This window comes from Nocardioides sp. CER19 (genome assembly GCF_029846275.1).
In the GTDB taxonomy this organism is placed as follows: Bacteria; Actinomycetota; Actinomycetes; order Propionibacteriales; family Nocardioidaceae; genus Nocardioides.
On record NZ_JARVWS010000004.1, the window covers coordinates 17,840 to 32,357 of the forward strand.

At 71.6% G+C, this 14,518-nt stretch carries 11 protein-coding genes; 6 read left to right on the plus strand and 5 right to left on the minus strand.

Annotation, left to right across the window (positions count from 1 at the left end; translation table 11 throughout):
• Positions 1-26: 26 nt before the first annotated feature.
• Together pheT and pheS are read right to left on the minus strand one after the other, a co-directional pair.
• Positions 27-2,510 carry a phenylalanine--tRNA ligase subunit beta gene (pheT, locus tag QDS12_RS19485; RefSeq protein WP_279882265.1) on the minus strand — a complete coding sequence of 828 codons (2,484 nt, stop codon included), beginning with the start codon at positions 2,508-2,510 and terminating at the stop codon, positions 27-29.
• Positions 2,507-3,604 carry a phenylalanine--tRNA ligase subunit alpha gene (gene pheS, locus QDS12_RS19490; protein WP_279882267.1) on the minus strand — a complete coding sequence of 366 codons (1,098 nt, stop codon included), beginning with the start codon at positions 3,602-3,604 and terminating at the stop codon, positions 2,507-2,509. Before pheS ends, pheT begins: the two co-directional genes overlap by 4 nt.
• 277 nt (positions 3,605-3,881) lie before the next feature.
• Between pheS and QDS12_RS19495 the strand changes: the two genes are divergently transcribed.
• The 5 genes from QDS12_RS19495 to QDS12_RS19515 are packed head-to-tail and all read left to right on the plus strand — an operon-like array spanning position 3,882 to position 11,917.
• The gene (locus QDS12_RS19495; RefSeq protein ID WP_279883478.1) at positions 3,882-7,598 is read left to right on the plus strand and encodes a nitrate reductase subunit alpha; all 3,717 of its coding nucleotides are present in this window, start codon (positions 3,882-3,884) and stop codon (positions 7,596-7,598) included.
• The gene (gene narH / locus QDS12_RS19500) at positions 7,595-9,286 is read left to right on the plus strand and encodes a nitrate reductase subunit beta (RefSeq protein WP_279882269.1); all 1,692 of its coding nucleotides are present in this window, start codon (positions 7,595-7,597) and stop codon (positions 9,284-9,286) included. The genes QDS12_RS19495 and narH overlap by 4 nt, the downstream gene beginning before the upstream one ends.
• Complete coding sequence (gene narJ / locus QDS12_RS19505; RefSeq protein ID WP_279882271.1) at positions 9,283-9,951, plus strand: nitrate reductase molybdenum cofactor assembly chaperone; 669 nt, start codon at positions 9,283-9,285, stop codon at positions 9,949-9,951. The genes narH and narJ overlap by 4 nt, the downstream gene beginning before the upstream one ends.
• A complete protein-coding gene (narI, locus tag QDS12_RS19510) occupies positions 9,951-10,706 on the plus strand; it encodes a respiratory nitrate reductase subunit gamma (RefSeq protein ID WP_279882273.1) in 756 nt (251 codons plus the stop codon). The genes narJ and narI overlap by 1 nt, the downstream gene beginning before the upstream one ends.
• Positions 10,703-11,917 carry an MFS transporter gene (locus QDS12_RS19515; RefSeq protein WP_279882275.1) on the plus strand — a complete coding sequence of 405 codons (1,215 nt, stop codon included), beginning with the start codon at positions 10,703-10,705 and terminating at the stop codon, positions 11,915-11,917. Before narI ends, QDS12_RS19515 begins: the two co-directional genes overlap by 4 nt.
• A gap of 69 nt (positions 11,918-11,986) precedes the next feature.
• Here QDS12_RS19515 and QDS12_RS19520 read toward each other — a convergent pair whose 3' ends face one another.
• The 3 genes from QDS12_RS19520 to QDS12_RS19530 are packed head-to-tail and all read right to left on the minus strand — an operon-like array spanning position 11,987 to position 13,629.
• Complete coding sequence (locus tag QDS12_RS19520; protein WP_279882276.1) at positions 11,987-12,355, minus strand: VOC family protein; 369 nt, start codon at positions 12,353-12,355, stop codon at positions 11,987-11,989.
• Positions 12,356-12,387: 32 nt separating this feature from the next.
• Positions 12,388-13,248: an aminoglycoside phosphotransferase family protein gene (locus QDS12_RS19525; protein WP_279882278.1), complete on the minus strand. Its 861-nt coding sequence runs from the start codon at positions 13,246-13,248 to the stop codon at positions 12,388-12,390.
• Positions 13,249-13,266: 18 nt separating this feature from the next.
• A complete protein-coding gene (locus QDS12_RS19530) occupies positions 13,267-13,629 on the minus strand; it encodes a DUF1801 domain-containing protein (RefSeq protein ID WP_279882280.1) in 363 nt (120 codons plus the stop codon).
• A 121-nt stretch (positions 13,630-13,750) separates the two neighbouring features.
• Here QDS12_RS19530 and QDS12_RS19535 point away from each other — a divergent pair, with 121 nt between their 5' ends.
• A complete protein-coding gene (locus QDS12_RS19535; protein WP_279882283.1) occupies positions 13,751-14,518 on the plus strand; it encodes an SDR family NAD(P)-dependent oxidoreductase in 768 nt (255 codons plus the stop codon).

Genomic DNA, 14,518 nt, shown 5'->3' on the forward strand with positions numbered 1-14,518 from the left:
CCGACAGCCACGCCCGATCTTGCCCCTCAGGCGCGCTGCACGGCACCTGTCAGCTCGGCGGCCCTCGCCACCGCGGCGTCCCGCGCCGCGCCTGCCTCGCCCTCGACCAGCGTGCGGTCGGGGGCGCGGAACCGCAGCGCGAACGCGAGCGACTTCCTGCCCTCGCCGATCTGCTCGCCGACGTAGACGTCGAAGAGGCGGACCGACTCCAGGAGCGGTCCGGCGCCCTCGCGCAGGGCCGCCTCGACGGCACCGGCCGTGACGCCCTCGTCGACGACGAGCGCGACGTCCTCCTTTGCGACGGGGAACGTCGAGAAGACCGGACCGGAGACGACCTCGGGAGCCTGCCGCATCAGCGCGTCGAGGTCGACGACGACGGCAGCGCTGCGCTCGGGGAGGCCGAAGGCGTGGCACACCTTCGGGTGCAGCTCGCCGGCGAACCCGAGGGTGACGTCACCGGCGGTGACCTTCGCGCACCGGCCGGGGTGCCACGGCATGACCGACGCCGACTCGACGGAGATCTCGAGGCCGAGGTCGCCGGCGAGCCGGTCGACCAGGGCGAGCGCGTCCTGCCAGGCCGCCGTACGCGCCGGGCCCCACCAGCCGCCGCGCTCCTGCTCGCCCGCGAGGACGACACCGAGCTCGGTCCACTGGACCGGGATGGCGGCGAGGAGCTCGTCGAGCTCCGCCTCGGTCGGGCGACGGTCGACTCCGTAGATCGGCGCCGGACCCTTGTCCGCCGGGATGGCGACGATCTGCGTCTCGAACAGCGTGACGCCAGGGGCGCCGCGGCCGAGGTTGCGCCCGGCCGCCTCGAGCAGACCGGGAAGCACCGTGGTCGTGTAGGACGGCGCCTCCGCGGAGAGCGGATTGGCCAGACCGACGGTGTTGCGGCGCGGGTCGTCGGCGGCCAGGCCGAGCGCGTCGAACGACGCCTCGCCGACGAACGGGAAGCTGATCACCTCGACGGCGCCGGCACCGGCCAGCACCCGCCCGACGCGACGCCGGAGCCGCTGCTCGCGGGTCAGGCCGCGGCCGGTGGCGCGGCGCGGCAGGACGCTCGGGACCCGGTCGTAGCCGACGATCCGCACGACCTCCTCGACCAGGTCGTAGGGGTCGGTGACGTCCGGTCGCCACGGTGGCGGCGTCGCCGTCACCCGGTCGCCGGCGACGGAGACCGAGCAGCCGACGGCCTCGAGCAGCGCGACGGTCGTCCCGGCGGGTATGTCGATGCCGCTGATCCGCGCGGGAAGGTCCGCGTCGATCTCGATCGGCGCCGCCTCCGGCGGTACGCCGACCACGGTGACGCCCGGCTCGGCGGTCGCACCGCCGTGCTCGACGAGGAGCTCGACGACGCGGTCGGCGGCGGCCTCGCAGATCGTCGGGTCGACGCCGCGCTCGTTGCGCTTGCCGGCCTCCGAGCCGATCTTGTGGCGCTTGCCGGTGCGGAACATGGAGACCGCGTCCCAGTGCGCCGCCTCGATCAGCACGTTGGTCGTGGTGTCGGACATCTCGGTCGTCTCGCCGCCCATGACGCCGCCGAGCCCGATGATCCCCGAGTCGTCGGTGACGACGAGGTCCTCGGAGGAGAGCGTGCGCTCGTTGCCGTCCAGCGTCGTCATCCGCTCACCGGCGACGGCACGGCGCACGCGGATCGCACCCTGGAGCTTGTCGCGGTCGTAGCCGTGGATCGGGCGACCGGTCTCGAGCATCACGTAGTTGGTGACGTCGACGGCCAGCGAGATCGGGCGCATCCCGGCCTGCTCGAGCCGGCGCGCCATCCAGTCGGGGGTCGGCGCCGCGGGGTCGAAGCCCGTCACGGTCCGCGCGACGAAGACCGGGCAGCCGACCGGGTCGTCGACGACGACCGGGTAGCCCTCGGCGTTGGCCGCGGGGACGTCCCGCAGCACCGGGTCCCGGAAGGGCGCGTCGAAGCCGAGAGCGGCCTCCCGCGCGATGCCTCGCAGGGACAGCGCGTAGGCGCGGTCGGGGTTGATCTCGAACTCGATGACCTCCTCACCGAGACCGAGCACGGCGCGCGCGTCGGTGCCCGGCTCGGGCGCGTCCTCCGGCAGCACGATGATGCCGTCGTGGTCCTCGCCGAGGCCGAGCTCGCGGGCCGAGCAGATCATGCCCGCGGAGAGGTGGCCGTAGGTCTTGCGGGCCGAGATCTCGAAGTTCCCGGGCAGCACGCCGCCCGGGAGGATCACGACGACCTTGTCCCCCGGCTTGAAGTTGTGCGCACCGCAGACGATGCCCTGGGGCTCACCGGTGCCGTTGGCGTCGCCGACGTCGACGGTGCACCAGTTGATGGTCTTGCCGTTCTTCTGCGGCTCCGGGTCCATGGTGATCACCCGGCCGACGACGAGCGGGCCCTCGATGCCGGCGCCGGCGGTCTCGATCGCCTCGAGCTTGAGGCCGAGCATGGTCAGCCGGTCGGTGAGCGCCTCGGTCGTGAGGTCGGCCGGCAGGTCGACGTACTCCTTGATCCAGGAGACGGGGGCCTTCACAGTTCACTCCCAAATGCCGTGGTGAAGCGGACATCGCCCTCGAAGAGGCTCCGCAGGTCCTCGAGGCCGTGCCGGAACATCAGCGTCCGGTCGATGCCCATGCCGAACGCGAAGCCGCTGTAGCGCTCGCTGTCGATGCCGCAGGCGCGCAGGACGCGCGGGTTGACGATGCCGCAGCCACCCCACTCGATCCAGCCCTCGCCGCGGCAGGTGCGGCAGTTCTCGGAGTCGACGCCGCGGCAGACGAAGCAGACCAGGTCGACCTCGGCGGACGGCTCAGTGAACGGGAAGTACGACGGCCGGAACCGCGTCGTGATGCCCTCGCCGAACATCGAGCTGGCGAAGTGGTCGAGCGTGCCCTTGAGGTGGCCCATGGTGATGCCCTCGTCGATGGCGAGGCCCTCGACCTGGTGGAACATCGGGCTGTGCGTGGCGTCGTACTCGTCGGTGCGGAAGACGCGACCGGGGCAGACGACGTAGATCGGCGGCTCGGTCGTGAGCATCGTGCGCGCCTGGACCGGCGAGGTGTGTGTGCGGAGCACGAGGTGGTTCTCGGCCGGCTCGGTCCAGAACGTGTCCTGCATGGTGCGGGCCGGGTGGTCGGGTCCGAGGTTGAGGGCGTCGAAGTTGAGCCACTCCGCCTCGATGACCGGGCCCTCGGCGACCTCCCAGCCCATGCCGACGAAGATGTCGGCGATGAGCTCTGCGCCGGTCGTCAGCGGGTGGCGCGCCCCGACCGGGCGCCGGTCGGTGGGCAGCGTGACGTCGACGGCCTCCTCGACGAGGATGCGCGCCTCGTGCTCGGCCTCGAGCACGGCCTGCCGCTCGGCGAGCGCCTTGTTGACGGCACCGCGGGCCTGACCGATGCGCTGGCCGGCCTCCTTGCGGGCCTGCGGCGGCAGTGCGCCGATCTCGCGGTTGGCCAGTGCGAGCGGCGAGCGGTCCCCGGCGTGGTCCAGGCGGACCTGCTTGAGCTGCTCCAGGTCCTGCGCTCCGGCGATGGCCGTGAGCGCGGCGTCGCGGGCGGCCTCCACCTCCTCGGCCTTCAAGGGCGTGACCTCCACGGGGTCGTAGTCGGTGTTCGGGCCGGACATCGGTGCCTTTCCCAGCAGGTGACGTGCGGGGCCAAGTCTAGGAAGGTGGGCGGCGCCGGCACGAATGGGTTCCCGATATGGTCATGAAACGCGGGGGAGCTCGTCCTGCTCATGGTGGCCACGCGGGCCTGAGCGGTCGCGACCACGGGCCGCCCATGGCGTCCGGCTGCGCGGCCAGGGTCGCCGGTGGTCACGGGCAGCCACGTGACCCTTGTCACGTTCCGCCCCTCTGTGGTGATCTGGCGACGTGCCCGGACTCGACGGAACGGCCAGCGACCTGCTGCTCAGATCGGGCAGGTTCTTCACTCGGTGGGAAGAGACGGACGACGGGCGCGCGGTCTTCCGCGAGGGCGGCCGCGCCGGGGACGTCTTCTACCGAGATCGTTGGAGCCACGACAAGGTCGTCCGCTCCACGCACGGGGTCAACTGCACCGGCTCGTGCTCGTGGAACGTCTACGTGAAGGACGGGATCATCACCTGGGAGACCCAGGCGACCGACTACCCGTCGGTCGGACCCGACCGCCCGGAGTACGAGCCGCGCGGGTGCCCGCGCGGGGCGGCGTTCTCCTGGTACACCTACTCCCCCACGCGGGTGCGCTACCCCTACGCCCGCGGCGTGCTGCTCGAGATGTACCGGGAGGCGAGGCAGCGGTTGGGTGATCCGGTCCTGGCCTGGGCCGACATCCAGGCCGACCCGGAGCGGCGCCGCCGCTACCAGCAGGCACGCGGCAAGGGCGGCCTCGTCAGGACGAGCTGGGCCGAGGCGGTCGAGATGGTCGCCGCCGCCCAGGTGCACACCATCAAGACCCACGGACCCGACCGCAACATCGGCTTCTCCCCCATACCCGCCATGTCGATCGTGTCGCACTGCGTGGGCACCCGCTACACGCAGCTCATCGGCGGGGTGATGACCTCGTTCTACGACTGGTACGCCGACCTCCCGGTGGCCAGCCCGCAGGTGTTCGGCGACCAGACCGACGTCCCGGAGTCCGGCGACTGGTGGGACGCCAGCTACCTGGTCATGTGGGGCTCGAACGTCCCGGTCACCCGCACGCCGGACGCCCACTGGATGACCGAGGTGCGCTACCGGGGCACCAAGGTCGTCTCGATCAGCCCCGACTACGCGGACAACACCAAGTTCGCCGACGAGTGGCTGCCCGCGGCCGCCGGGACCGATGCGGCGCTCGCGATGGCCATGGGGCACGTCATCCTCAAGGAGTTCCTCGTCGACCGGCTGACGCCGTTCTTCGCCGACTACGTACGCGCCTACACCGACCTGCCGCACCTGGTCCGGCTCGAGGAGCATCCCGACCACCCGGGCTCCTACGTCGGGGGCAAGTTCCTCACCGCCGCCGATCTCGGTGGCGGCACCGACGAGGACCGGTGGAAGACCGTCGTGCTGGACGAGGCGACCGGCCGGCCGGTCGTGCCCAACGGCTCCCTGGGCTTCCGCTACGCCGACTCGGGCGTCGGCCGGTGGAACCTCGATCTCGAGGGCGTGACGCCGCGGCTGACGATGCTGGACGGGGATCGCGGTAGGCCTCCGGCCAGCGGCTCCGGCTCCTCGACCAGCGAAGCGGTCGAGGTGCTGCTGCCGGCCTTCGTCGATCCCGACGGGACCGGGTCGGTGCTCCGGCGCGGGGTGCCCGCCCGGCGAGTCGGCGGCCACCTCGTGACGACCGTCTTCGACCTGATGCTGGCGCAGTACGGCGTCGGACGCGCTCTGGACGGGCGCAGCCTGCCCGGCGACTGGGCGACCGGCTTCGACGACGCGTCGACGCCCTACACCCCGGCCTGGCAGGAGGAGATCACGTCGGTGCCCGCCGAGGCGTGCATCCGGATCGCGCGCGAGCTCGCCACCAACTCCGAGGAGTCCGGCGGCCGGTCGATGATCATCATGGGTGCCGGCATCTGCCAGTGGTTCCACGGCGACGCCACCTACCGCGCGGTCCTGGCCCTGCTGATGCTCACCGGCGCGATGGGTCGCAACGGCGGCGGCTGGGCCCACTACGTCGGGCAGGAGAAGTGCCGGCCGATCACCGGCTGGATCTCGCTCGCCAACGGGCTCGACTGGAGCCGACCGCCGCGCACGGTCCCCGGTACGTCGTTCTGGTACATGCACACCGACCAGTGGCGCAACGACGGCTACAGCACGGAGTCGTTGGCGTGGCCGCTCGCCCGTGGCCACGTGCGCGGCCACACTGCCGACGCCATCGCGTCCTCGGCGCGGATGGGGTGGATGCCGTTCTACCCCCAGTTCGACCGCAACCCGCTCGACGTCGCCGACGAGGCGGAGGCGGCGGTCGACGCCGGAGACGCGCCCGACGCGGCGTCGTACGTCGCCCGGGAGCTGAAGGACGGCCGTCTGGGCGCCGCGATCGACGACATCGACGCGCCGACGTCCTGGCCGCGCACGTTGATCCTCTGGCGTTCCAACCTGCTCGGATCCTCGGCGAAGGGGGACGAGTACTTCCTCCGCCACCTGCTCGGGACCCACCACAACGTGCTGGGCAGCGAGAACCCCGGGACGCCCCGGCCGGACGGCGTGCGGTGGCACGAGCGGGCGCCGGAGGGCAAGCTCGACCTGCTCGTCTCGGCCGACTTCCGGATGACGTCGACGACGCTCCTGTCCGACGTCGTCTTCCCAGCGGCCACCTGGTACGAGAAGCACGACCTCTCCTCCACCGACATGCATCCCTACGTGCACGCCTTCTCCCCCGCGATCGACCCGCCGTGGGAGGCGCGCAGCGACTTCGAGATGTTCCACGCGCTGGCCCGGAAGCTGTCGGAGCTCGCCCAGACCCACCTGGGCACCCGCCGCGACCTCGTCAGCGTCGCCCTCCAGCACGACACCCCCGGGGAGGCCCTCCAGGCAGGGGGCATCGCCCGCGACTGGCGCCAGGGCGGCGTGCCGGCCGAGCCGGGCCGCAACACACCGCTGTTCTCCGTGGTCGAGCGGGACTACACCGCGATCGCCGACAAGCTCGCCGCCGTCGGCCCGCTCGCCGACAGCCTGGGCTTCACGGTCAAGAACGTCACGTTCCGGCTGGAGCACGAGACCGAGCGGCTGGCACGCAGCAACGGGGTGATGTCCCACGGCGCGGCCGCGGGCCGCCCGGCGATCGACACCGACGCCAAGCTGGCCGAGGCGATCCTCACGTTCTCGGGGACCACCAACGGCGAGCTCGCGGCCCAGGGCTTCCGGACGCTCGAGGAGCGCGTCGGGAAGCGGCTGGCCGATCTCGCCGAGGGCTCGGAGGAGCGCCGGATCAGCTTCCGCCAGACGCAGGCGGCGCCGGTCCCGGTCATCACCAGCCCCGAGTGGTCCGGCTCGGAGACGGGCGGCCGCAGGTATGCGCCGTTCACGGTCAACATCGAGCGGCTCAAGCCGTTCCACACCCTCACCGGCCGCATGCACTTCTACCTCGACCACGACTGGATGACCGACCTGGGCGAGTCGATGCCGACGTACCGACCGCCGCTGGACATGCACCGGCTCTTCGGCGAGCCGCGCCTCGGCCCGGACGGTGCGGCGACGGTCACGGTGCGCTACCTGACGCCGCACAACAAGTGGTCGATCCACTCGGAGTACCAGGACAACCTCTTCATGCTGTCGCTCTCCCGCGGCGGCCCGACGGTCTGGATGAGCCCGGCGGACGCCACGTCGATCGACGTGAAGGACAACGACTGGGTCGAGGTGACCAACGCGAACGGCGTCTACGTGGCCCGGGCGGTCGTGTCCCACCGGATGCCGGCCGGCGTCGTCTACGTCCACCACGTCCAGGAGCGCACGATCGACGTACCGAAGTCCGAGGCGACCGGGCGACGAGGCGGCATCCACAACTCGGTGACCCGGCTGCTCGTGAAGCCGACCCACCTCATCGGCGGCTACGCCCAGCTGTCCTACGCGTTCAACTACCTCGGCCCGACGGGCAACCAGCGAGACATGGTGGCCACGGTCCGCAAGCGGCGTCAGGAGGTGGCCTACTCATGAGGGTCATGGCCCAGATGGGCATGGTGATGAACCTCGACAAGTGCATCGGCTGCCACACCTGCTCGGTCACGTGCAAGCAGGCGTGGACCAACCGGGCCGGCACCGAGTACGTCTGGTTCAACAACGTGGAGACCCGCCCCGGGCAGGGCTACCCGCGGCAGTACGAGGACCAGGAGCGGTGGCGCGGCGGCTGGACGATCGGGGCCAACGGGCGGCTCAAGCTCAAGGCGGGCGGCCGGCTCAAGAAGCTGCTCACCATCTTCTCCTCGCCGGTCCAGCCGGAGCTGGGCGACTACTACGAGCCGTGGACCTACGACTACGCGACGCTGGTCGAGGCACCGCTGGGCGATGACTTCCCGGTGGCGCGGCCCAAGTCACTCATCACCGGCGAGGACACCAAGGTGACCTGGTCAGCCAACTGGGACGACAACCTGGGCGGTGCCAGCGAGATGGGACACCTCGACCCGATCGTGGCGAAGGTGCGCCGCGAGGCCGAGGACCGGATCAAGTTCGAGTTCGAGCAGACGTTCATGTTCTACCTGCCGCGCATCTGCGAGCACTGCCTCAACCCGTCCTGCATGGCCTCCTGCCCCTCGGGAGCGATCTACAAGCGGTCCGAGGACGGCATCGTGCTCGTCGACCAGGACCGCTGCCGCGGCTGGCGGCAGTGCATCACCGGGTGCCCCTACAAGAAGATCTACTTCAACCACAAGAGCGGCAAGGCCGAGAAGTGCACGTTCTGCTACCCGCGCGTCGAGGTCGGCCTCCCGACAGTGTGCTCGGAGACGTGCGTCGGTCGGCTGCGCTACCTCGGCCTGTTCCTCTACGACGCCGACGCGGTCACCGCGGCGGCATCGGTGACCGACGAGCAGGACCTCTACGAGGCCCAGCTGGACCTGCTCCTCGACCCGCACGACCCGGAGGTCGCCCGCGCGGCCCGCAAGCAGGGCATCCCCGACGACTGGATGGAGGCCGCCCGGCGCTCCCCCGTCTACGCGCTCGCCAAGGACTACCGGGTGGCGCTGCCGCTGCACCCGGAGTACCGCACCATGCCGATGGTCTGGTACGTCCCGCCCCTCTCGCCGGTCGTCGACCTCCTCAAGGAGCAGGGCCACGACGCCGAGGCCGCCGGGAGCCTCTTCGGTGCCATCGACGCGCTGCGCATCCCGGTCGAGTACCTCGCGGGGCTCTTCACCGCCGGAGACACCGCCGTCGTCGACGGCGTGCTGAAGCGGCTCGCCGCCATGCGCGCCTACATGCGCGACATCACCCTCGGCCGGGAGCCGGACGCCGCCATCCCGGCCTCCGTCGGCATGAGCGAGGAGTCCGTCTACCAGATGTACCGGCTCCTCGGCGTCGCCAAGTACGACGAGCGCTACGTCATTCCCAAGGCGCACGTGGAGCAGGCCCACGAGCTCGAGGAGATCGGCTGCTCCCTGGACTACGACGAGGGCCCGGGCATGTACGGCGCCGGCCCGCTGGGCGAGGCGAGCGGCCGGCCCGTCCCGGTGGCGGTCGAGACCTTCCACGCGCTGCGCGACCGGCAGACCGCCGACATGCCGACCTCCGACGAGGGCCTGCGCGGCCGGGTCAACCTGCTCAACTGGGACGGCAACGGCAGGCCGAGTGGGCTGTTCCCGGAACGGCCTCCGGAGTCGCAGGAAGACGGCGGGGTGGACGAGCGATGAGACGGCCCGATTGGCGGGTGGTGCACCAGGTGGCGGCCTGGTGCCTCGGCTATCCCGACGACGACCTGCTCGCCCGGGTGCCGCTGCTGCGCGACGCGCTCGCGGAGCAGCGCGACAGCGAACCGGTGCGGCTGCTCACGCGGTTCCTGGACGAGATCGGCCGCCACCAGTCGGACGCGCTCCGGTCGGCGTACGTCGACACCTTCGACCTCAACCGGCGGAGCACGCTCTACCTCTCCTACTGGACCGACGGCGACACCCGGCGCCGCGGGGAGACGATCGGGGCGTTCAAGCAGCGCTACCGCGACGCGACGTCCAACGGCGCCTGGCTCGTGAACACCCACGGCGACCTGCCGGACCACCTCCCCATGGTGCTGGAGTACGCCGCCCTGGCGGATCCGGTCGGCGGCCGCGAGCTGCTGCAGGAGCACCGGCCCGGCCTGGAGCTGATCCGGCTCTCCCTGGCCGAGCGCGGGTCGCCGTACGCGGACGTGCTCGCCGCCGTGTGCGCGACCCTGCCGGGCCGCTCGCCGCGCGACCGCGCCGAGGCGATGGCGATCGCCCGCAGCGGGCCGCCGAGCGAGACGGTCGGGGTCGGGCCGGACCAGGGGTCGCCGGTGCTGCTGGGCTTCCCGACCGTGGCCACGGCGAGCAGGGAGGTCTGATGGACGTCGCACTGTGGGGCGTGCTGCCCTACATCGGTGTCGTGATCCTCGTGTTCGGGACCATCTGGCGCTACCGCTACGACAAGTTCGGGTGGACGACCCGCTCGTCGCAGCTCTACGAGTCACGGCTGCTGCGGATCGGGTCGCCGCTGTTCCACTTCGGGCTGCTCGTCGTCGTGGTGGGGCACGTGGTGGGCCTGTTCATCCCGGAGTCGTGGACCGAGAAGCTCGGGGTGAGCGACGGGTTCTACCACGGGAACGCGCTCTTCTGGGGCTCGATCGCCGGCATCTGCACGCTGGTCGGGATCGGCATCCTCATCTACCGCCGCCGCCGGACGGGCCCGGTGTTCATGGCGACGACGACCAACGACAAGGTGATGTACGTCGTCCTGGTCGGGGCGCTCGTGCTCGGCCTGTGGACCACCGTCGTCGCGGTGGCCCAGGGCCACGACACCGCCGACTACCGCGAGTCGGTCTCGCCGTGGTTCCGGTCGCTCTTCCGGCTGCAGCCCGACGTGGACGCGATGGCGGCGGCGCCCTACCAGTTCCAGGTGCACACGCTCGTCGGGCTGCTCCTGTTCGCGATCTGGCCCTTCACCCGGCTGGTGCACGCGTTCACCGCACCACTGCACTACCTGTTCCGTCCCTACATCGTCTACCGCAGCCGCGACACCGGCGCCACCGGTGCACGACCGGTCCGGCCCGGGTGGTCGCCGGTGGGCACCACCGACCGCGAGCGAGGAGTCCGTCGATGAAAGAGCGCAGCGAACGCACCATCCAGTCCGGCGCCCAGATGCGCAACCTCGCGCTCGCCACCTGGGCGTTCGCGATCAGCTTCTGGGCCTGGAACATGATCGCGCCGCTCGGTGTGAGGTACACCGACGCGCTCGGTCTCTCGTCCACCGAGAAGTCGGTCCTGGTCGCCGTTCCGGTGCTGGTCGGCTCCGTCGGCCGCATCCTCTCGGGCGCACTGACCGACCGGTTCGGCGGCCGCGTGATGTTCCCGGCCCTGCTGCTGATCTCCACCCCGTTCGTGCTGCTCGTGGCGTTCGCCGGCAACCAGGACTCCTACGGCCTGCTGCTCCTCTTCGGGTTCTTCCTCGGCATCGCTGGCACGACGTTCGCGGTCGGCATCCCGTTCGTCAACGCATGGTTCGAGCCCTCCCGCCGCGGCTTCGCGACCGGTGTCTTCGGTGCCGGCATGGGCGGCACGGCGCTCTCGGCGTTCTTCACCCCACGCTTCGTCGACTGGTTCGGCTACACCACGACGCACGTGATCATCGCCGCCGCCCTCGTCCTGACGGCCGTCCTGGTCTGGGCCGCGCTGCGCGACTCGCCGCAGTGGACGGCCAATCGCGACGCGGTCGTGCCCAAGCTGATGGCCGCGGCGAAGCTGCCCGTCACCTGGCAGATGTCGTTCCTCTACGCCGTCGCGTTCGGCGGGTTCGTGGCTTTCTCGACCTACCTGCCGACCTACCTCAAGGACGTCTACTCGTACGACCTGACCGCGGCCGGCACCCGGACGGCGGGCTTCGCCATCGCCGCGGTCGTGTGCCGGCCGATCGGCGGTGTCCTCGCGGACCGCATCGGACCCCGGCCCATCGTGGCGACCTCGATGGGCGGCGCGGCGGTGATGGCGGTCGACATCGCGTTCAAGCCTCCGGTCGAGCTGGCCGCGGGCATCTCGTTCGTGCTGATGGCGGCGTTCCTCGGCCTCGGCACCGGCGGGGTCTTCGCCTGGGTGGCCGAGCTGGCCCCGCCGCCACGGGTCGGGTCGGTGACTGGCATCGTCGGCGCCGCCGGCGGTCTCGGCGGGTTCTTCCCGCCGCTGGTCATGGGGGCGACGTACAACGAGGCGAACCACAGCTACACGGTCGGGCTGCTGCTGCTCTGCGTCGTCGCGGTGTGTGCGCTGCTCTACACGATCGTCGGCATCAGGCGACATCTCGTGCAGCGACCGGCCTAGCGAGTCCGGCTTGAAGCAACGTTCGTCCGGATCTGAACGGACGTTCGTTCAGACCACACCTCGCGGTCCTCACTCGACGCAGAGGCAGAACGGATGGCCGGCGGGGTCGAGGAAGACCCGGAACGTCGTGCCCGGCTGGTGCTCGGCGCGCGTCGCACCGATCGCCAGGACCTGCGCCTCCGCGTCGTCGAGGTCGGCGACGTCGACGTCGAGGTGGAGCTGCTGCGGCACCTGCTGGCCTGGCCAGTCGGGGGCGCGGTAGTCGTCCACCCGCTGGAAGCAGATGCAGGACGAGCCGTCGGCGGGCCGGATCTCCGCCCAGCCGCCGTCGGCGTCCTCCCGCTTGACCTCCCAGCCGAGCAGCGCGCCGTAGAAGCGCGCGAGCCCACCAGCATCGGGGCAGTCGTAGACGAAGGACGGGAAGCGAGCGATGGCCATGGAGGGACCGTAGCCACGGGCACCGACAGGCGTCACGCCCGCGCGTCGAAGGACGTCACGACCTCGTGCAACCACGCGTCGAGACCGGCCAGCTCCGACGCCGCGCCGAAGAACGGCTTCTTGCCGGGAGGCGGGAGGAAGCCGACCGCGTCCATCACCAGCCAGTAGGCGTCCGGGTCGGTGCCGGTGACGGCGGCGTACGCCCCGAGGAAGGACCTCGCCGGCCCCGGGCCGAACGCGACTGCGAGGTTGGTCGCGGCATGAGCGGCATCGAGCCAGGCCGGCCCGATGGAGGTCTCGACCCAGTCGACGACGCCCGAGACCGCGCCGTGCGTCCACAGCAGGTTGCGGTGGCTGAAGTCCCGGTGCAGGAGGGTCGGCTCGTAGCCGGGCGGCTCCTCGGCCAGGATCGCGAAGGCACGCCGCCACGAGTCGGCGTTCCGGGTCCAGTCCGGCACCACCCACTTCGCCTCCCACGCCCACGACTGGTAGGTGCGGAACGGCTCGCCGGGCCACACGTCGTGGATGGCCGCGAGCACGTCGGCCATCGCCGCCAGGGCGCCGTCGTCCACGGAGGTCGTCGGCATGCCCGGTAGCCGCGACATCAGGTGCGCCGCGACACCGGCTGCCGCTCCGTCGGCGTCCAGCCCGAGGCTCGTGGGGACGGGGATGCCTGATGCCGCGAGCGCACGCTGCGCCGCCCGCTCACGCCGGGTGAGGTCGGCGCCGTGCGCCCGCCAGGGCTCGTTCGTCATCAGCCGCAGCACCGACCGCGCCCCCGAGGCGTCGGTGAGCGCCAGCATGGTCGACGTCAGGCCTCCGCCGAGCGGCGTGACCTCGGCGATCGGGCCGGTGAGGACCGACTCGGCCCACGCGACCGCCGCTTCGTGCACGCGAGCGATCGTAGGGCGTCAGCGTGCCGTGGCGTCGATCTCGGCGCGACGCAGCCGGACGACCTCGTCGAAGACGTCGTCGGGCAGCAGGTCGGCGACGCTGACCCGGATCGAACCCGCCTTCTCCGACGTGTCCAGCCCGGGCAGCCGCTGCGCCACCGCGCCGCTGAAGGGGATCACCGAGAGGCCAGCCTTGGTCGCCATGACGCTGACCAGGCCCTTGCCGCGGTAGAGGTACGCCGGCATGGCATAGCTCCGGCCGACCACCGCGTCGGGGACGAGCGCGGGAACCCTGGCGTAGTAGGCGGCGATGATCGGCCGCTTCTCGGGCTCCACCTCGGCCAGGTAGTCGTCGATCGCGCGCGGCTCCTCGGTCGTCATCGCTCGCCCGCCTCTCTGCTCTGTTCGTACCGCGTCGGATTCGGCACGATCGGGCTCACCGACAGCGGTCGGGACCCGGCACGACCGATTCAAGCACCGGTCACAGCGAGAGGACACGACGATGACGTCAACACCAGAGCGCCTCCAGGGCACGATCGCGCTCGTCACCGGCGCGGGGCACGGCATCGGCCGGGCCTGCGCCGAGCGGCTCGCGGCCGAGGGTGCGCAGGTGGTCGTCACCGACCTCGAGCCCGACGCCGCGCACGCGACCGCTGAGGCGCTGCCCGGGTCGGCCCGGCACCTCGCCCTGGGCATGGACGTGACCGACCGGGCCTCGGTCGACGGCGCCGTCGGCCGGGCGGCCGACCAGCTCGGCGGGCTGGACGTGGTCGTCAACGTCGCTGGTGGAGACCTGCCGCACGGACCCTTCGAGGAGATCGGGGACGAGTTCTGGTCGGCCCTGCTCGACCTCAACCTCGTCGGGGTGGCGCGGGTGTGCCGTGCCGCGCTCCCCCTCCTGCGCCGCAGCGGGCGCAACCCGGCGATCGTGACCGTCAGCTCGGTCAACGGGCTGGTCCCGCTGGGCAGCGAGCCGTACTCGGCGGCGAAGGCGGGTCTGACGGCCCTCACGGCCAACCTCGCACGGGACCTGGGGCCGGCCGGGGTCCGGGTCAACGCCGTCGCGCCCGGGACGATCAGGACCCGCGTCTGGGAGGACCAGGAGGGCGGCGCCGAGCGGATGCTGCCGCTCTACCCGCTGGGCCGCGTCGGCGAGCCGGCCGACATCGCCGCCGCGGTCGCGTTCCTCGCCTCCGCCGACGCCGCCTGGATCACCGGGCACGTGCTGCCGGTCGACGGTGGCCTGCTGCTCTCCCGACCAGCCGTCTGA